The sequence below is a fragment of the Roseibium sp. genome (assembly GCF_048261595.1).
GTDB lineage: Bacteria > Pseudomonadota > Alphaproteobacteria > Rhizobiales > Stappiaceae > Roseibium.
Genome location: NZ_JBLXFW010000001.1, coordinates 1,612,372 through 1,629,563, shown reverse-complemented (window position 1 = coordinate 1,629,563; position 17,192 = coordinate 1,612,372). Strand labels below are relative to the sequence as shown.

The 17,192-nt window shown below is 61.5% G+C and carries 14 protein-coding genes; 8 read left to right on the top strand and 6 right to left on the bottom strand.

What is annotated here, in order from left to right; genetic code table 11:
• Nucleotides 1-17: 17 nt before the first annotated feature.
• From ACN0SY_RS07290 to ACN0SY_RS07270, 5 genes are read right to left on the bottom strand one after another with little or no spacing between them, the layout of a single operon-like run.
• Nucleotides 18-1,478 (bottom strand): form I ribulose bisphosphate carboxylase large subunit, encoded by a 1,461-nt coding sequence (locus ACN0SY_RS07290; protein WP_417685804.1) that lies wholly within the window; start codon nucleotides 1,476-1,478, stop codon nucleotides 18-20.
• Between the two features lie 27 nt (nucleotides 1,479-1,505).
• Nucleotides 1,506-2,585 carry a class II fructose-bisphosphate aldolase gene (gene fba, locus ACN0SY_RS07285; protein WP_417685802.1) on the bottom strand — a complete coding sequence of 360 codons (1,080 nt, stop codon included), beginning with the start codon at nucleotides 2,583-2,585 and terminating at the stop codon, nucleotides 1,506-1,508.
• Between the two features lie 16 nt (nucleotides 2,586-2,601).
• Nucleotides 2,602-4,596, bottom strand: a complete 1,995-nt coding sequence (gene tkt, locus ACN0SY_RS07280; protein WP_417685800.1) for a transketolase — start codon at nucleotides 4,594-4,596, stop codon at nucleotides 2,602-2,604.
• A 14-nt stretch (nucleotides 4,597-4,610) separates the two neighbouring features.
• Complete coding sequence (locus ACN0SY_RS07275; protein ID WP_417685798.1) at nucleotides 4,611-5,483, bottom strand: phosphoribulokinase; 873 nt, start codon at nucleotides 5,481-5,483, stop codon at nucleotides 4,611-4,613.
• Between the two features lie 13 nt (nucleotides 5,484-5,496).
• The gene (locus ACN0SY_RS07270; RefSeq protein ID WP_417685796.1) at nucleotides 5,497-6,561 is read right to left on the bottom strand and encodes a class 1 fructose-bisphosphatase; all 1,065 of its coding nucleotides are present in this window, start codon (nucleotides 6,559-6,561) and stop codon (nucleotides 5,497-5,499) included.
• Between the two features lie 105 nt (nucleotides 6,562-6,666).
• Here ACN0SY_RS07270 and ACN0SY_RS07265 point away from each other — a divergent pair, with 105 nt between their 5' ends.
• The 8 genes from ACN0SY_RS07265 (at nucleotide 6,667) to ACN0SY_RS07230 (ending at nucleotide 16,685) form a co-directional block, all read left to right on the top strand.
• Nucleotides 6,667-7,587 (top strand): LysR substrate-binding domain-containing protein, encoded by a 921-nt coding sequence (locus ACN0SY_RS07265; RefSeq protein ID WP_417685794.1) that lies wholly within the window; start codon nucleotides 6,667-6,669, stop codon nucleotides 7,585-7,587.
• Nucleotides 7,588-7,774: 187 nt separating this feature from the next.
• The gene (locus ACN0SY_RS07260; RefSeq protein ID WP_417685911.1) at nucleotides 7,775-8,452 is read left to right on the top strand and encodes an ABC transporter ATP-binding protein; all 678 of its coding nucleotides are present in this window, start codon (nucleotides 7,775-7,777) and stop codon (nucleotides 8,450-8,452) included.
• 2 nt (nucleotides 8,453-8,454) lie between these two features.
• Complete coding sequence (locus ACN0SY_RS07255) at nucleotides 8,455-10,818, top strand: ABC transporter permease (protein ID WP_417685792.1); 2,364 nt, start codon at nucleotides 8,455-8,457, stop codon at nucleotides 10,816-10,818.
• Between the two features lie 12 nt (nucleotides 10,819-10,830).
• Complete coding sequence (locus ACN0SY_RS07250) at nucleotides 10,831-12,036, top strand: efflux RND transporter periplasmic adaptor subunit (RefSeq protein WP_417685790.1); 1,206 nt, start codon at nucleotides 10,831-10,833, stop codon at nucleotides 12,034-12,036.
• Between the two features lie 171 nt (nucleotides 12,037-12,207).
• Nucleotides 12,208-13,560: an aspartate aminotransferase family protein gene (locus ACN0SY_RS07245; RefSeq protein ID WP_417685788.1), complete on the top strand. Its 1,353-nt coding sequence runs from the start codon at nucleotides 12,208-12,210 to the stop codon at nucleotides 13,558-13,560.
• Between the two features lie 2 nt (nucleotides 13,561-13,562).
• The gene (locus ACN0SY_RS07240; protein ID WP_417685786.1) at nucleotides 13,563-14,630 is read left to right on the top strand and encodes an anhydro-N-acetylmuramic acid kinase; all 1,068 of its coding nucleotides are present in this window, start codon (nucleotides 13,563-13,565) and stop codon (nucleotides 14,628-14,630) included.
• Nucleotides 14,631-14,660: 30 nt separating this feature from the next.
• Nucleotides 14,661-16,022: an FAD-dependent oxidoreductase gene (locus tag ACN0SY_RS07235; RefSeq protein ID WP_417685784.1), complete on the top strand. Its 1,362-nt coding sequence runs from the start codon at nucleotides 14,661-14,663 to the stop codon at nucleotides 16,020-16,022.
• Nucleotides 16,023-16,067: 45 nt separating this feature from the next.
• The gene (locus ACN0SY_RS07230; RefSeq protein WP_417666344.1) at nucleotides 16,068-16,685 is read left to right on the top strand and encodes a GntR family transcriptional regulator; all 618 of its coding nucleotides are present in this window, start codon (nucleotides 16,068-16,070) and stop codon (nucleotides 16,683-16,685) included.
• Nucleotides 16,686-16,694: 9 nt separating this feature from the next.
• On the opposite strand, the gene ACN0SY_RS07225 is transcribed toward ACN0SY_RS07230, so the two are convergent.
• A complete protein-coding gene (locus tag ACN0SY_RS07225) occupies nucleotides 16,695-17,102 on the bottom strand; it encodes an MAPEG family protein (protein WP_417685782.1) in 408 nt (135 codons plus the stop codon).
• Between the last annotated feature and the right edge of the window lie 90 nt (nucleotides 17,103-17,192).

Genomic DNA, 17,192 nt, shown 5'->3' with positions numbered 1-17,192 from the left:
CCTTGTTCTTCGGTTCGTCAGGCGACGCTTGCGGTCGGAACGAAGTCCGAGGTGTCGGTGGAGGTGTAGTTGAAGGTGATGTTGCCCCAGGTATCGAGGGCAGCTTCCAGCGGCTTGCACCACTTGGCGGCTGCGCGCAGGATCTCTGGACCTTCGTTCTTGATGTCCCGGCCTTCGTTGCGGGCCAGGATCATGGCCTCGAGGGCCACGCGGTTAGCCGTTGCACCAGCCTGGATGCCCATCGGGTGGCCGATGGTGCCGCCTCCGAACTGAAGAACCACGTCGTCGCCGAAGAGGTCGATCAGCTGGTGCATCTGGCCGGCGTGGATGCCGCCGGAAGCCACCGGCATGACCTTCTTCAGGTCGGCCCAGTCCTGCTCGAAGAAGATGCCGCGCTGGAGGTCGACCTCATTGTGCATCTCACGGCAGACATTGTAGTAGCCCTGAACCGTCATCGGATCGCCTTCCAGCTTGCCGACCGCGGTACCGCAGTGGATGTGGTCGACGCCTGCCATGCGCATCCACTTGGCGATGACGCGGAACGAAATGCCGTGGTTCTTCTGGCGCGTGTAGGTGCCATGACCCGCCCTGTGCAGATGCAGGATCATGTCGTTCTGGCGGCACCACTCGGAGATGGACTGGATCGCCGTGTAGCCGATGATCAGGTCGATCATCACGATGCAGGATCCCAGCTCCTTGGCGAATTCCGCCCGGCGGTACATTTCCTCCATCGTGCCGGCGGTGATGTTCAGGTAGTGGCCCTTGATCTCACCGGTTTCCGCCGACGCCTTGTTGACGGCCTCCATGCAGTAGAGGAAACGGTCACGCCAATGCATGAACGGCTGCGAGTTGATATTCTCGTCGTCTTTCATGAAGTCCAGACCGCCTTTCAGGCCTTCGTAGACGACGCGGCCGTAGTTCTTGCCGGACAGGCCGAGCTTCGGCTTGGTCGTCGCGCCCAGAAGCGGCTTGCCGAACTTGTCCAGGCGCTCGCGCTCGACGACGATGCCGGTGGGCGGACCCTTGTAGGTCTTCACGTAGGCGACCGGGAAACGCATGTCCTCAAGACGCGCGGCCTTGAGCGGCTTGAACGAGAAAACGTTGCCGATGATCGAAGCCGTCAGGTTGGCGATGGAGCCTTCCTCGAACAGGATCAGGTCGTAAGCCACGTAGCAGAAATATTGTCCCGGCGTGCCAGGCACCGGGTCGACCCGGTAAGCCTTGGCGCGGTACTGGTCGCAGGCGGTCAGGCGGTCGGTCCAGACCACGGTCCAGGTCGCGGTGGAGCTTTCGCCGGCCACGGCTGCAGCAGCCTCGATCGGATCGACACCTTCCTGAGGCGTGATGCGGAAGAGGGCGATCAGATCCGTGTCCTTGGGCTCGTAGTCGCCATCCCAGTAGCCCATCTGGGCGTATTTCAGGACGCCGGCCTTGTAGCGTTCCTTGCCTTTGATTTCTGTTTTCGCATCGGTATTCATGGGTCTTTCCTTCCTTGAATGTCTGTGTCAGGCGGCGCGCGCCTGTTCGATCCGCGGGTCGAGGTCTCCCGTGGCGTAGCGCTTGGCCATGTCGTCCATGGCTATGACCTTGATCCTCGAGGCGTTGCCTGCGGTGCCGAAGGCTTCGAAACGGTCGCGGCACAGGTCGCGCATGGCGTCCATGGCGGGCTTCAGGAACTTGCGCGGGTCGAACTGGTCCGGCGCTTCCTGTGCGACCTTTCGGAACTGGCCGGTCATGGCCATCCGGCAGTCCGTGTCGATGTTGACCTTGCGCACTCCGTGCTTGATGCCGCGCACGATTTCTTCGACCGGCACGCCGAAGGTCTGGGGCATTTCGCCGCCGAAGCCGTTGATGATGTCCTGCAGTTCCTGCGGAACCGACGAGGAGCCGTGCATCACCAGGTGGGTGTTTGGCAGCTTGCGGTGGATCTCCTCGATCACCTTCATGGCCAGGATGTCGCCGTCCGGCTTGCGGGAGAACTTGTAGGCGCCGTGGGAAGTGCCACAGGCAATCGCCAGGGCGTCGACCTTGGTGCGCAGGACGAAGTCGACCGCCTGGTCCGGATCGGTCAAGAGCTGGTCGTGGCTGAGCTTGCCTTCTGCTCCGGAGCCGTCTTCGGCTTCCGCTTCCCCGGTCTCCAGCGACCCCAGAACACCAAGCTCGCCTTCGACCGACGCGCCGACCCAATGGGCCATCCGGGATACACGCTCCGTGATGGTGACGTTGTAGTCGTAGGACGCCGGGGTCTTCATGTCGGCTTCAAGCGAACCGTCCATCATCACCGACGTGAACCCATGGCGGATGGCGGTCATGCAGGTGGCTTCGTTGTTGCCGTGATCCTGGTGCATGCACAGCGGGATCTCCGGATACATCTCGGCCAGCGCATCGATCATGCGGGCCAGCATGATGTCACCGGCATAGGAGCGGGCACCGCGGGAGGCCTGCATGATCACCGGCGCATCGCAGGCGCGGGCTGCCTCCATGATGGCAAGGCCCTGTTCCATGTTGTTGATGTTGAATGCCGGTACGCCGTAACCGCGTTCGGCTGCGTGATCGAGCAATTGGCGTAGCGTGATGCGGGCCATTGGCTAGGTCTCCTTCTCAGGCGGAAATCAGGGTCTTGGCCGTCGCAACGACCTTCTGCGGCGTGATGCCGAAATATTCGTAGAGCTGCTCGGCCGGGGCAGAGGCACCGAAGCCCTCCATGCCCACGAACGCGCTCCAGGGGCCGAGCCAGCGGTGCCAGCCGTCAGCGACAGCGGCCTCGATGGCGATGCGCGGAGCCTTGCCGAGCACGGCCTTGCGGTACTCGTCCTCCTGCTGGGCGAAGAGCTCCAGGCAGGGCGCGGACACCACAGCAGCCTCGATACGGCTTTCCTTCAGAAGTTCGGCGGCCTCCAGCGCCAGGGCCACCTCCGACCCGGTGGCGATCAGCGTCACATGGCGCAGGTCCGGGTCGCGCAGCAGGTAGGCTCCCCTTGCGGTCAGGTTCTCGTCCGAATGCACGGTCCTGACAGTCGGCAGGTTCTGGCGAGACAGGCAAAGCACCGATGGCGTCTTGTCCGACGTGATTGCCAGTTCCCAGGCTTCCGCTGTCTCGACCGCATCTGCCGGACGGAACACGTTGAGGTTCGGAATTGCACGCAGGCTTGCCAGGTGTTCGACCGGCTGGTGGGTCGGGCCGTCCTCGCCAAGTCCGATGGAGTCATGGGTCATGACGTGGATGGCGCGCACGCCCATCAGGGCGCCGAGCCGAATGGCGGGCCGGCTGTAATCGGCAAAGGCCAGGAAGGTTCCGCCGTAGGGGATGAAGCCGCCGTGCAGGGCAAGTCCGTTCATGGCGGCCGCCATGCCGTGCTCACGAATGCCGTAGTGGAGATAGGTGCCGCTGGCATCGTCGGCGGTGACCGGCCGCATCGCCTTGGTCCGCGTGTTGTTGGACCCGGTCAGATCGGCCGAACCTCCCAGTAGGGAAGGGCAGGCAGCGGTCAAAGCTTCCAGTGCCATTTCCGATGCTTTGCGTGTCGCGACGCTCGGAGCGTCACGGCTGATCTGCGCCTTGTGGGCGTTGACGGTATCGCGCAGCGTCGCGGCGTCCGGGCCGTTCTGACCGGCGAGGAAGACGTCCGCTTTTTCGCTCTGACTCAGGCGTCCTTGCCATGCCTTGCGACGGGCAGCACCTCGCTTGGCGACATTCTTCCAGGCAGCGCGCAGGTCATCAGGAACGACGAAGGGGGCATGGAGCCAGCCGAGGGCTTCACGGGTGGCATTGATTTCGGCATCCCCAAGGGGTGCCCCATGGGTTGCCGAAGTGCCCTGCTTGTTCGGAGCGCCATAGCCGATGATCGTCTTGCAGGCGATGAGCGAGGGGCGATCGTTCTGGCGCGCGGCCTCGATGGCCCCGGCGATTGCGGTATGGTCATGTCCATCGACACTTGCGACGTTCCAGCCGGCGGCTGCGAAGCGTGCCTTCTGGTCCATGGACGTGGAAAGGCTCGTTGCGCCGTCGATGGTGATCTCGTTGTCGTCCCAAAGAACGATCAGCTTGCCGAGCTTGTGGTGTCCGGCAAGATCGATGGCCTCATGGCTGATGCCCTCCATCAGACAGCCGTCACCGGCAATCACGTAAGTCCAGTGATCGACCAGATCCGCACCGTGACGGGCGCGCAGGATCTTCTCGCCGAGCGCCATGCCGACGGCCGTCGCGATGCCCTGGCCGAGTGGCCCGGTCGTTGTCTCTATGCCAAGCGCGTGACCGTATTCCGGGTGGCCCGCGGTACGGCTGCCGAGCTGGCGAAACGAGCGAAGCTGCTCGATATCCATGTCCTCGTAGCCAAGGAGGTGATGCAGCGCATAGAGCAGCATCGAGCCATGGCCCGCCGACAGCACGAAGCGGTCGCGGTCCGGCCAGTTCGGAGTGGCTGGGTCGATGGTCATGAAGCGGTTGAACAGCACGGTCGCCACGTCCGCCATGCCCATTGGCATCCCCGGGTGCCCTGAATTGGCCATCTGAACGGCGTCCATGGACAGGGCGCGGATTGCATTTGCCATCTGGGCTTCAAGCGCGGGCGAGATGGTTTGGGTCTGGGTGTTCATCAAAGTTTCTCCCTTCAGGCGCGGCGAGCCGTGTCGACGAGGCGCAGGATCATCGGCGTGAGGATCAACTGCATGGCGAGGTCCAGCTTGCCGCCGGGAATGACGATGGAGTTGGCCCGGCTCATCCAGCTGCCCTGGATCATCGATGTCAGATAGGCGAAGTCGATGCCGCGGGGGTTCTTGAACCGGATGACGACGAGGCTTTCATCGGCGGTCGGAATCCAGCGGGCGATGAAGGGGTTCGAGGTATCGACCACCGGAACGCGCTGGAAATTGATGTCTGTCTCTGAGAATTGCGGGCAGATGCAGTGAACATAGGCATGCATGCGGCGAAGAATGACGTCGGTCACGGCTTCCGTGGTGTAGCCGCGGCTCGCGCGATCCCGGTGGATCTTCTGGATCCACTCCAGATTGATCACGGGCACGACCCCGATCTTCAGGTCCGCCTTGCCGGCTATGTCGATGCCATCGGCGCTGACCGCGCCGTGCAGTCCTTCGTAAAACAGCAGGTCCGAACCGTCCTCGAAGTCGGCCCACTCGGTGAAGTTGCCCGGCGGCACACCGTATTTTTCCGCTTCCAAGTCGTCGTGAACATAATGTCGCGTCTGGCCCCGGCCAGTTTCGCCGTAACGCTGGAAGACGCTCTCCAGCTTGTCGAGCACGTTGGCCTCGAACGAGAAGTGCGAGAACGTGTTGTCGCCTTCCATCGTGCGACGGTCGAGCTCGGCCTTCATGTCGGCGCGGTTGTAGCGATGGAACGCATCGCCTTCGATGGACACGGCCTTGATGCCTTCGCGCCGAAAGATCTGGTCGAAGGTATGCTTGACCGTCGAGGTGCCGGCTCCGGATGAGCCCGTGACGGAAATGATCGGATGTTTCTTGGACATTGAGAGCGTTTCCTCAGGCGCGGAACAGGCCGCGTTGCTCGAACAGCGGCGAAACGGAGCGTTCGAACGCCGGGTCGACGTGGTAGCCGGTAATGCGATTGACTTTCTCCAGCGATCCGAAGATCAGCGGCGTGCGCTCATGGAGGGTGGTCGGGATCTTGTCGAGGATCGGGGCTGTACCGTCGGTCGCGGCGCCCCCAGCCTGCTCGGCCAGGAAGGCAATCGGGGCTGCCTCGTAGATCAGGCGCAGGCGCCCGGACTGGTAACCGGGCCGGTTGTCCGCCGGATAGAGGAACACTCCGCCTCGTGAGAAGATCCGGTGGGTTTCGGCGACCAGAGAGGCGACCCAACGCATGTTGAAGTCACGGCCGCGTGGGCCTTCCGAACCTGCAATGCAATCGTCGATGAACAGGCGGATCGGGTTGGTCCAGTGCCGGTAGTTGGACGCATTGATCGCGTATTCCCGCGTCGACACGGGAATGGCCAGATTGGTCCGTGCCTTCACGAACTGCCGGCTTGCCGGATCCAGGATGAACAGGCCGACACCGTCTCCGATTGTCAGGACAAGCGCAGTGTGCGGGCCGTAGATGACATAGCCGGCCGCTAGTTGGTCACGGCCCGGGCGGAAGAAGGATGCGCTGGCACCGTCGGGCGATGCGGGCATGACGGAAAAGATGGTTCCGATGGAGACGTTTGCGTCGATGTTGGACGAACCGTCCAGTGGATCCACAGCCACGGCGATCGAGCCGGCGGGATCCAGTGTCATGATCGCGTCTTCTTCTTCGGAAGCGTAGAAAGCCGTCGCGGTACCGGCGAGCGCTGCAAGGATCAGGTCGTTGGCCTGAACATCGAGCTCCTTCTGCTCGTCACCGTCTGCATTGGCCCCGCCGGTCACGGCGCCGAGGCTGCCGGCGAGAGGCCCAAGGGCAATGAGATCCGAGATGCCGATACACGCTGTGGCCAGGGCGAGGACCGTGCGGGCCGCGGCCGACTTGTCGCCGCCCTCGGCGATGGCTGGCTCCAGGCAAGCCTCCAGCGTTCGTCCCGAAAGGTCGGGACGGCGTGTTGCGTCTGACATGGTTGTTGTTCCTCCCGGCAGCCGGAGCTGCGTTGGACGCAACATTGTCGAAACGTTCACCAAAAGAAAATTTAAAAAAATCGAAGACGTGTGTAGAATAATTTAATGGTCGACTTCCGAAGCCTCACTCTGAAACAGCTCCGCGCCCTGACGACGACGGTCGAGCAGGGGACCGTGACGGCTGCAGCAAAATCCCTTCATCTGACGCCTCCTGCTGTAACCACGCAGTTGAAGTTGCTGGAGAAAAATATCGGGGCAGCAATATTCGAACGGGGTTCCGAGGGCTTCGTCCCGACCGAGATCGGACAGGAGATTCTGGCGGCCGCCGAGATGATCGAGAACCGCCTGCGTCTCGCCCGCGAAAGGGTCGAAGCACTGGTGTCCGGCGCGACCGGGACAGTTGTCGTCGGTGTCGTCAGTACAGGAAAATACTTCGCGCCCTTCATAATCGCCGGGTTTCAGAAGGCGTTTCCGAACATCCGCGTCAAGCTCTCAATCGGCAACCGGGAGGAGGTGATTGCGGCACTGGAGCGGGATGAGTTCGACCTTGCCATCATGGGCCGTCCCCCGGCGACCGTCGAGGTGGAGCGCGCCATGCTCGGTGATCACCCGCATGTGCTGATCGCGCCGCCCGATCACCGGTTGGCCGGCGACCCGCATATCCTGGCCGAAGATCTTCTGAAGGAGCGTTTTCTCGCCCGCGAGCCGGGTTCGGGAACACGGCTGCTGATGGAACGCTTTCTCGACCGCATCAGCCATGGCCGCAACTTCGAAGTCGTCGAAATGGGCACCAACGAGACAATCAAGCAGGCGGTCATGGCCGGGCTTGGCCTTGCAATCATCTCGGCGCACACCTGTCACTCGGAACTGACGGAAGGCAAACTGGCGGCCCTTCAGTTCGCCGGACTGCCGCTTGTCCGGCAATGGTATCTGATCCGCCGGTCGGACCATCCGCCAAACAAGGCGACCGAAATCTTCCAGTCCTTCCTCCTGGAGAACCGCGAAAACTATATTCCGAGAGTTTGATCGCCAATTTGATCGCCAATTTGATCGAACGCATGGGAGCGTTGCTGACGCCTGCTAGGCTCGAAACCGGTGTCGTCATCCCGGAACTTCGAAAGCGGTCAGAATGCAGGGCAACAGCGTCGAGCAGGGGAAGCATGAAGTCGGTGAAGATCGGGGTCGGCTGCGCAGGACATTATCGGCGCGCGGGTTGTCGAAGGTCTATGGAACTGGCGACCTTGCGATCTGGGCACTTCGAGACGTCAGCATCGATCTTTTCGAAGGTGAGCTTGTTGTCCTTCTGGGAGCATCGGGCAGCGGCAAATCCACGCTACTTAACATCGTCGGCGGTCTCGATCGTCCGACATCGGGCCAGGTGTTCTTCGATGGCGAGGAAATTACCGGTTACGACGACAATTCGCTGACCCGTTTCCGGCGCGACCATGTCGGCTTCGTCTTTCAGTTCTACAACCTCGTTCCCAGTCTGACGGCGGAAGAAAACGTCGCCCTGGTCACGGAAATCGCACCCGACCCGATGTCGCCTGCGGAGGCGCTTGAGCTTGTCGGGCTGGGAGGGCGCCTTACCCATTTTCCGGCGCAACTTTCCGGTGGCGAGCAGCAGCGGGTTGCAATCGCCCGGGCGATTGCCAAGCGGCCAAGAATTCTCCTGTGCGATGAGCCGACCGGAGCGCTCGACAGCCAGACAGGCGTCATCGTTCTGGAGGCTATCGACAGGATCAACCGGGAGCTCGGCACCACGACGGCGCTGATCACCCACAATGTCGGCATTGCCGCAATGTCGGACCGGGTCATCCGCCTGGCGGACGGTGCCGTTCAGGACATCCGGGTCAACAATCACAAGACCCCGGCCTCGGATATCAGGTGGTAGCCATGCATCCGATGAACCGGAAACTCCTGCGAGATCTCTGGCACCTGAAAGGGCAGGTACTGGCCATTGCCCTCGTGATTGCCACCGGCGTGGGTGTCATGGTGCAGTCCCTGGGGGCGATCCAGTCCCTCGAGGCGACCGCAGAAGCCTACTATGAACGCTACCGGTTCGCCGATGTCTTTGCGCATGTGAAGCGGGCGCCGAAGTCTGCGGTTCGCAAGATTGCCGACATTCCCGGGGTGCAGAGCGTGGAGCCGCGGATCGTCGAGTTTGCCATGCTCGATATCGACGGATTCAACGAACCGGCGACTGCCCTGCTTTCCTCATTGCCTGAATTCGGCGAGCCGCTGCTCAATCGTCTCGCGTTGCAATCCGGGCGACTGGTTGATCCCTCCAAGCCGGAGGAAATTGTCGTCAACGAGAAGTTTGCCGTCGCGCATGGTTTCAAGCTGGGCGACAGCCTCTCGGCTGTAATCAACACCCAGAAGCGGCGTTTGCGGATCGTCGGCGTCGCCCTGTCTCCGGAGCATACCTATCCGATTGGCCCGGGCGCCTTGATGCCGGACGACAAGCGCTACGGGATATTCTGGATGGGCGAGCGCGCGCTCGCAGGAGCCTTCGATCTGGATGGCGCCTTCAACGACGTCACCTTGACCATCTTGCCTGGCGTTGAGCCGGACAGCGTGATCGAGCGGCTCGATCAGGTACTCGATCACTATGGAGGGAGCGGCGCCTTCGCCCGAAAGGACCAGATTTCCAACTGGTTCCTGATGAACGAAATCGACCAGCTCAACACGATGGCCCGACTTTTGCCGACAATATTCCTTGTCGTCGCAGCCTTCCTCACCAACATGGTGGTGGACCGGTTGATCGCGACCGAACGCGGTGTCATCGGTCTGTTCAAGGCCTTTGGCTACTCGAACATCGAAGTCGGATGGCATTACATCAAGCTCGTGGTGGTCATCGGCCTGATCGGCATTGTTTTCGGCTCGTTGCTTGGAGCCGGGCTTGGCCATTTCACGACATCCATCTACGCGGATCTGTTCAGCTTCCCGTTCCTGATCTTTCGCCCCCAGCCTGACAGTTTTCTTATCGCCGGCGGCCTAAGCCTCCTGTCCGCAGTCATCGGAACGGCAAGCGCGGTCAAACGGGCTGTCGCCCTGGCACCCGCGGAGGCCATGCGCTCGCCGGCTCCCCCGGTGTTTTCACGTTCGTTCCTGGCAACCAGCCGCCTTTCCAGGCTTCTCGATCAGCCCACGCGGATGATCTTCCGGCAGGTGTTTCGATGGCCGGTCCGTTCGGCCATGACCGTTCTGGGCATTGCCATGGCGGTGTCGGTTCTGGTCATGGCCATGCAATGGCTGGACTCGATCAACAGGCTCATCGACGTCTACTTCATCGCCGCGCAGCGGCAGGATGTCACCGTCAGTCTCAGCGAGGTCCGCCCACCTTCGGTGCTTCGCTCCTTCGATAACCTGCCGGGTGTGCAAGCCGTCGAAGGCCAGAGAGACGTGGATGTTCGCGCGCACTTCGGACCGCGCAACAAGCGCCTGCAAATTTCTGGCATCCCTCAGACCCAGGGGCTGTTCCTCGTGTTTGAAGAAGACGGCGGCCCGATCGAGTTGCCTCCTGACGGCCTGGTGATTTCCCGGAAGCTGGCCGACATTCTGAAAGCGGACGTCGGGGACCGGATCACTCTGGAGGTTCTGGAAGGTCAGCGCCCGACGATAGAAATGCCGGTGGTGCGGATTTTCGACACCTACATCGGCTATCCCGCCTACATGCGTCTGGAAGCAGTCAACCGCATGATGCGCGAATCCGGTGTCGTCAACACGGTGCACCTCAAGATCGATCCGAAGTACAGCGACCGGCTCTTCAGAAAGCTCAAGGACACACCTTATGTTTCGGCGGTCACTCTGCGTCAGGCCGCGATAGACATCTTCAACGACACCATGGCCAAGACGATCTTTGTCTATATCGGGATCTTCGCCGGGTTCTCGGCGGCCTTGGCCGTTGGTGTCGTTTACAATTCCGCCAGGATTTCCCTGTCGGAGCGGGGCAGGGAGCTGGCGACCCTGCGCGTGATCGGGTTCTCGCGGTTTGAAATATCATACATCCTGCTCGGTCAGAGCCTGCTCCTGACCCTGCTTGCGCTTCCCCTGGGGTGCGTGATTGGCAATCGGCTGGCCTTGGGCATGGTGGCCGCATTTGACACCGAGCTCTTTCGGATCCCGGCTGTCATCGAACCCGCCACCTACGGATATGCAATGCTGGCAACCCTCGCTGCCGCGACGGTCTCGGCGTTGCTGGTGCGCCGCCGGTTGGATCGTCTTGATCTGATCGCTGTCTTGAAAACACGAGAGTAACGGAACACGACAATGAGCATTTTTGTGCGCCGGATCATCATCTGGGGGCTTCTGGTTCTCGCCGCCGCTCTGGGGATCGCATATGCAATGTGGCCCAGGCCGGTGCCGGTCGATCTCATCGCCGTGCAAAGAGGACCTTTGACCGTCTCGATCAACGAAGAAGGCGCAACCAGGATTCGGGATGTTTACGAGGTCAATACACCCGTTACCGGTCGTGTTCTGCGGGTCGAACGGGAGGCGGGCGATGAGGTGGTGGCGGACCTCACTGTAATAGCTCAATTGCAGCCGATCGATCCAGAGTTCCTGGACCTTAGGACCGAGGCGGAAATGCGGGCGTCGCTGGAAGCGGCACGCGCCTCTCGAGACCTTGCAGAGGCGGCAGTCACGAGGGCAAGGGCAGAACTTTCATTTGCGCAGACGGATCTGGAGAGGATCAGGAAGCTCGCGAACACCGAAACGGTGTCCCAGCGCCGTCTGGAAGAGGCGCTGCTCGCCCATGATACCAGGAAGGCGGAACTGGCGACTGCCGAAGCCACGCTGAACATTCGCGTCCATGAACTGGAACGGGCGCAGACCCAGTTGATTTCACCAGCCCAACTGATCAACCAGCGTGACAGCTGTGCCTGCATTCCGCTCTATGCGCCCGTCAATGGAAAGGTCCTGCGCGTCCTCAAGAAAAGCGAAGGTGTCCTGCCCGCCGGTACCGTCATTGCCGAGGTTGGCGATCCGCGTGATCTGGAGATCCTTGTCGATCTCCTGTCAGCCGACGCCGTGCGCGTCGAACCTGGTTTGCGTGTCGTGATAGATGAATGGGGCGGCGACAGGTTGCTCAACGGCCGTGTCAAACGCGTCGAACCCTTCGGTTTTACCAAGGTGTCTGCGCTGGGCATCGAGGAGCAGAGAGTGAATGTGGTCGTGGAATTGACAGATCCTGTCGACACTTATGCGAAACTCGCCCACGGTTTCCGGGTCGAAGCCGGAATTGTGCTTTGGGAAGGCGATAGCGTCCTGAAGTTGCCTCTCACCGCGCTGTTCCGCACGGGAGAGAACTGGGCGGTCTTCGCGGTCGAGAACGGTATCGCTGTGCAGAAGACCGTTCAGCGCGGCCATGCCAATGGCCTTGAGGTCGAAATCGTGGCGGGCGTGACTGAAGGCGATATCGTGGTTGTGCATCCGGGCAACCGGGTCGAAGACGGGATGGCAGTGACGGCCCGGTAAAGATGGGGTCGAGGCGCACCTGCGCAGATTTCGCGTGAAATCCGGCGACCCGGAGCGTAGAGTCCGGCAACGGCAAAGCGCCGGTCCGTCATCCATGATCGACCGCTTCTTCTCCCTGTCACGGAACGTAAATGATGCCCGCTGAAACGGGCGCACCCACATGAGGCTCAAATGAATCAGCTGCCGAATTCCATCGAAGCTCGCGACGTCGCCTTCCAGCTGCATGCCTATACGGATGCGCGAAAGCATGAGGCCAACGGTCCGCTCGTTATCGAGAAGGGCGACGGAATCTACGTCGAGGACAACAACGGCAAGCGTTATATCGAAGGTATGGCGGGTCTTTGGAGCGTGGCCGTCGGCTTTGGCGAAAAGCGCCTTGTCGAGGCTGCGGCCCGGCAGATGGAGAAGTTGCCCTTCTATCATACCTTCACGCACAAGACCCACGGACCGTCTGTGGAGCTGGCCGAGAAGCTGGTGTCCATGGCGCCGGTGCCCATGTCCAAGGCCTATTTCACCAACTCCGGTTCCGAGGCCAACGACACGGCCATCAAGCTGATCTGGTATCGGTCCAATGCGCTGGGACAGCCGGAGCGCAAGAAGATCATCTCGCGCATGCGCGGCTACCACGGTGTCACGATTGCCTCCGCAAGCCTCACCGGTCTGCCGAACAATCACCGCTCGTTCGACCTTCCGATCGACCGGATCCTGCATACCTCCAGCCCGCATTACCGCACCATGAAGAAGGAAGGCGAAACGGAAGAGGCCTTCGCCAAGCGCTGTGCTCAGGAGCTGGAAGACCTGATCATCGCCGAGGGACCTGAAACCATCGCGGCCTTCTTTGCCGAACCGCTCATGGGCGCAGGTGGTGTCGTCGTTCCCCCGAAGGGCTATTGGGAAGCGGTTCAGCCGATCCTCAAGAAGTACGACATCCTGTTTGTCGCCGATGAAGTCATCTGCGGCTTCGGACGTACCGGCAACATGTTCGGCACCCAGACCTACAAGCTCGAGCCGGACATGATGACACTGTCCAAGGCGCTGTCCTCGTCCTACATGCCGATGTCGGCGCTGCTGGTGAACGAAAAGGTCTATGGCCCGGTGGCCGACGAAAGCCACAAGATCGGCCTCTGGGGCCATGGCTATACCGCCAGTGGTCATCCCGTTGCGGCTGCCGTTGCGCTTGAGAACCTCAAGATCATTGAGGAGCGCGATCTCGTCGGCCATGTCCGCGACATCAGCCCGACCTTCCTCAAGCGGCTGAATGGACTGGCCGCGAATCCTCTCGTCGTCGAGACGCGCGGCATTGGCCTGATCGGGGCGGCCGAGCTGGCTCACGAAGCCTATGCGGGAACTCCCGGCGCGCTGGGCGCAAAGGCAAATGCAGCTTTCCAGGAGGGAGGGCTGATTTCGCGCAACATGCTCGACGCGCTCGCCTTCTGTCCGCCGCTGATCATCACCGAGCAGCAGGTCAACGAGATGTTCGATATCGCCGAAGTCGGCATCGAAGCAGTATCCAAGTCACTCTGAGCATGTGGTCCGTCATCGGCACCATCAGCGGCACCTCCGCCGACGGCATCGATATTGCCGAGATTGAAACGGATGGCCGGACCGTCAGGCGGTTCGGTCCGGCCGCCACCGTTCCCTATTCTTACGAGGCCCGTGCCGAGATCCTCGAGGCGATTGCGCAAGGCCCGGCTGACAGGTCCGGTTGGCCACAGATTGCCGATCTTATCACCCGCGATCACGCCGAAGCGATTGCCAGGTTCATCGCCGACCACGGACTGTCACCGGATCTCGCGGTCTTTCACGGCCAGACCGTCTGGCATGATCCGGGCCGCGGAGAAACCGTCCAGCTCGGCAATGTTCAGGCGTTGGCAGATGCTCTCGGGCTGCCGGTTGCCGGGGACCTGAGACAGGCGGATATGGCCGCCGGTGGCGAGGGGGCTCCGCTTGTTCCCGTCTACCATCAGGCCTTGGCGAACGGGTTGCCGCAGCCCTTGTGCTTTCTCAATATCGGCGGCGTTTCCAACCTGACCTATGTCGACGGCGAGAGGCTTGTCGCTTTCGACATAGGTCCGGGCAACGCGCTTCTCGATGACTGGATACGTGGTCATCAGGCCGGCGACTTCGATCCCTCGGGCGCAATTTCTGCAAAGGGCAGAGTTGACACCCACTGGCTCGAGACGGCGCTGCAACATCCGTTCTTCAAAAGATCTGCGCCGAAATCCCTCGACCGTAACGCCTTTGCGTCCGATCTGCCTGAAACAACCACTCTGGAGGACGGGGCTGCGACACTGGTCGCATTCACCGCTGATACGATTGCCGGTGCGGAGAAACTCTGCCCGAAGCTCCCGCTGCTTTGGCTGGTATGCGGCGGCGGGCGCTTGAACGACACGATGATGCAGGCACTGGCAGACAGGCTTCAAGGCAACGTCGCCAAATCCGACGAGTATGGATTTGACGGTGATGCCCTCGAGGCCCAGTGCATGGCGTTTCTGGGCGCGCGGCTCAAGGCGGGTCTGCCAACCAGTTTTCCGGAAACGACGGGCGCGCGTGAACCTGTCGTCGGTGGCAGGATCTACCTTCCATCCAATTAAGAACCACCTGTTGCAACGATGGGACTGACCATGAGGACAATCACGGAACCGGCCCGTGAGATCGACGTCATTCACGAAACGGATGTCCTTGTCGTCGGCTCTGGGCCCGGTGGTCTGTCGGCCGCAATCGGCGCCGCGCGCGCCGGTGTCGACGTGACCCTGGTCGAGCGTTTCGGCTGCTTCGGAGGCAACATCACCGCAGTGGGCGTCGAGGGCTTCGCATGGTATCGCCATGAGAAAACCGTCGACACCGAGGGTGTTGGTCGTGAATTCGAGGACCGTGCAAAGGCGACAGGGGCTGGTACGCCGGAGCCGCAGTCAGACAGCTATGCGCTCGATGCGGAAGCCTTCAAACTCGTTGCGGACAACCTGGTCGAGGAAGCCGGAATTCATCCGATGTTGCACCGGGCCTTCGCTGCGCCGATCATGGATGGAAACCGCATTTGCGGCATCATCACCGAAAGCAAGGCCGGCCGGGAAGCGATCCTGGCAAAACGCGTCATTGATGCAACAGGCGACGCGGACGTGGCGTACCGTGCAGGCGCGTTGACGCGAAAGACACCGGTTGAAGAGATGCAGGCGGCTTCTGTCATGTTCTCCATGTCAGGCGTCGATCGAAAACGCTTCATCGAAGCGGTCAAGGCGGACCCGCAGACATACAAGGATTGGGAGAGCGGCGAGTGGACGGTCGAGACCACCGGCAAGGAAGACGCGATGTTCTCGCCCTTCCTCAGGAAGCCGTTCGAAAAGGCCATGGAAGCAGGCGTTATCCCGGCGCATCTGCAGACAATCTCCGGAACATGGGGTGCGCTCTATGACAGCGGCGACCTGACCTACCTGAACCTGGTCCATCTCGCGGGATGTGACGGCACGTCGCCGGATTCCATGACCGCCAATGAAATCGAGGGACGCCGTCAGGCAATGCTCGCGGTCGAGGCCCTGCGCCGCTTTCATCCCGGTTGCGACGGCGCAAAGCTGCGGAATTTCGGCATGACCATCGGTATTCGCGATACACGCAAGATCGAGGCAATCTACGACATGACCGAGCTTGATGTCCGCGAGCAGGGCCGGTTCGATGACAGCATCGGCATCTTCCCGGAGTTCATCGACGGCTACGGAATTCTGATCCTGCCGACGACCGGGCGCTATTTCCAGCTTCCGTACCGGACCCTGCTGCCCAAGGGCGTTGCAAATCTTCTGGTGGCGGGCCGGGCGACCGGCGGGGACAAGGTCAGTCATGCGGCAACCCGAAACATGATGTGCTGCACGGTGACGGGGCAGGGTGCTGGTGTCGCTGCGGCCTTGTCGGTGAAGTATGGTCAGGAGTTGGAGCGGCTCGACATCGCTCTGCTGCAGGCCGAGCTCAGGCGTCAGGGTGTGCGGCTTCATTGAAGCAAATTGCTGATTTGTCGGTGGAAATGGTCTATGACGGTTCGCATGAACGGTTCAGAAATTTATCAGCGGCTGATCGGCCTTATCGAGGAACGGGTCCTCAAACCCGGCGACCGCCTGCGCGAGGCGGAGCTTGCCGAAGAGTTCGGCGTCTCCCGGACGCCGATCCGTGAAGGCCTCAAGCGCCTTGAAGCGCAAGGCCTCGCCGTTCACGAGCCGAACCGCGGCATGGTCATCCCGACCCTCGACCACGGCCAGATCAACGAAGTCTACTTCATGCGCGAAGTGCTTGAGGGCACGGCGGCAGGCCTTGCCGCCAAGCATGCGTCAGAGCCGGAGATCGAGATCCTGCAGGACCTCGTCAATGCCGACCGTCAGCGGATCGCGGACGAGGAAGGGCTTGTCCGGTCCAATCGCGAGTTCCACCGGCGCCTGTGCCTGGCATCCCACAACCGCTATCTGGTCGACCAGATCGAACATCTGCGCCTGTCTCTGATCCTGATGGCGGGGACGACGCTCGACACTCCGGAGCGGCGCGAGATCGCCGTCGAGGAGCATGCCGCGATTGTCAACGCGATTGCAGCCGGTGACACCGAAGCAGCGGATGCGGCCGCCCGCAGGCACATCGCTCATGCGCACAAGACACGTCTGCAACAGATCTGAGGCCGGGAGCTACCCGGCGAAATCCGACATCAGGATTGCAAGGGCGATATTGAGCAGACCGCCGATCACCAGAACGGCGAAGGTCAGGATCATGCCTATTGTCCGGAGGGTGAGGTTGTCCGGTTCCTGTCCCACGCCCCAAGCGTGAGACACGCGGCCGGCAACCAGCGCAATTCCGATTGCGTGAAGCGCCCAGTGCGGCGTCAGCATCAGTTCAGCCGTGATCATCAGGATCAGCGACAGCGGCACGTATTCGGCGAAGTTCCCGTGAACCCGTGTTCTGCGCAAAAGCTGCCGGTCTCCCTTGTCGCCAAGGCTGATCCAGAGTTCACGGCGTCGGGAAATCACCCTTGCGCTCAAGAGGAAGTAGATGAGGGCGAGCAGCCCGGCATAGATGGGTGTCACGACGACCGGCATGGACAGAGACCTTTGATTCCGGACCGTTTCTGACCGGTCGGTGCCTGGAGTGTCCTTGGTTTTGCCGTTCGTGTCGAGCCCGGGATTAGG

Bases quoted from the DNA above. Each gene is read 5' to 3' on its own strand.
- ACN0SY_RS07290 (WP_417685804.1), bottom strand. From the start codon at position 1,478: ATGAATACCGATGCGAAAACAGAAATCAAAGGCAAGGAACGCTACAAG.
- fba (WP_417685802.1), bottom strand. From the start codon at position 2,585: ATGGCCCGCATCACGCTACGCCAATTGCTCGATCACGCAGCCGAACGC.
- tkt (WP_417685800.1), bottom strand. From the start codon at position 4,596: ATGAACACCCAGACCCAAACCATCTCGCCCGCGCTTGAAGCCCAGATG.
- ACN0SY_RS07275 (WP_417685798.1), bottom strand. From the start codon at position 5,483: ATGTCCAAGAAACATCCGATCATTTCCGTCACGGGCTCATCCGGAGCC.
- ACN0SY_RS07270 (WP_417685796.1), bottom strand. From the start codon at position 6,561: ATGTCAGACGCAACACGCCGTCCCGACCTTTCGGGACGAACGCTGGAG.
- ACN0SY_RS07265 (WP_417685794.1), top strand. From the start codon at position 6,667: ATGGTCGACTTCCGAAGCCTCACTCTGAAACAGCTCCGCGCCCTGACG.
- ACN0SY_RS07255 (WP_417685792.1), top strand. From the start codon at position 8,455: ATGCATCCGATGAACCGGAAACTCCTGCGAGATCTCTGGCACCTGAAA.
- ACN0SY_RS07250 (WP_417685790.1), top strand. From the start codon at position 10,831: ATGAGCATTTTTGTGCGCCGGATCATCATCTGGGGGCTTCTGGTTCTC.
- ACN0SY_RS07245 (WP_417685788.1), top strand. From the start codon at position 12,208: ATGAATCAGCTGCCGAATTCCATCGAAGCTCGCGACGTCGCCTTCCAG.
- ACN0SY_RS07240 (WP_417685786.1), top strand. From the start codon at position 13,563: ATGTGGTCCGTCATCGGCACCATCAGCGGCACCTCCGCCGACGGCATC.
- ACN0SY_RS07235 (WP_417685784.1), top strand. From the start codon at position 14,661: ATGAGGACAATCACGGAACCGGCCCGTGAGATCGACGTCATTCACGAA.
- ACN0SY_RS07230 (WP_417666344.1), top strand. From the start codon at position 16,068: ATGAACGGTTCAGAAATTTATCAGCGGCTGATCGGCCTTATCGAGGAA.
- ACN0SY_RS07225 (WP_417685782.1), bottom strand. From the start codon at position 17,102: ATGCCGGTCGTCGTGACACCCATCTATGCCGGGCTGCTCGCCCTCATC.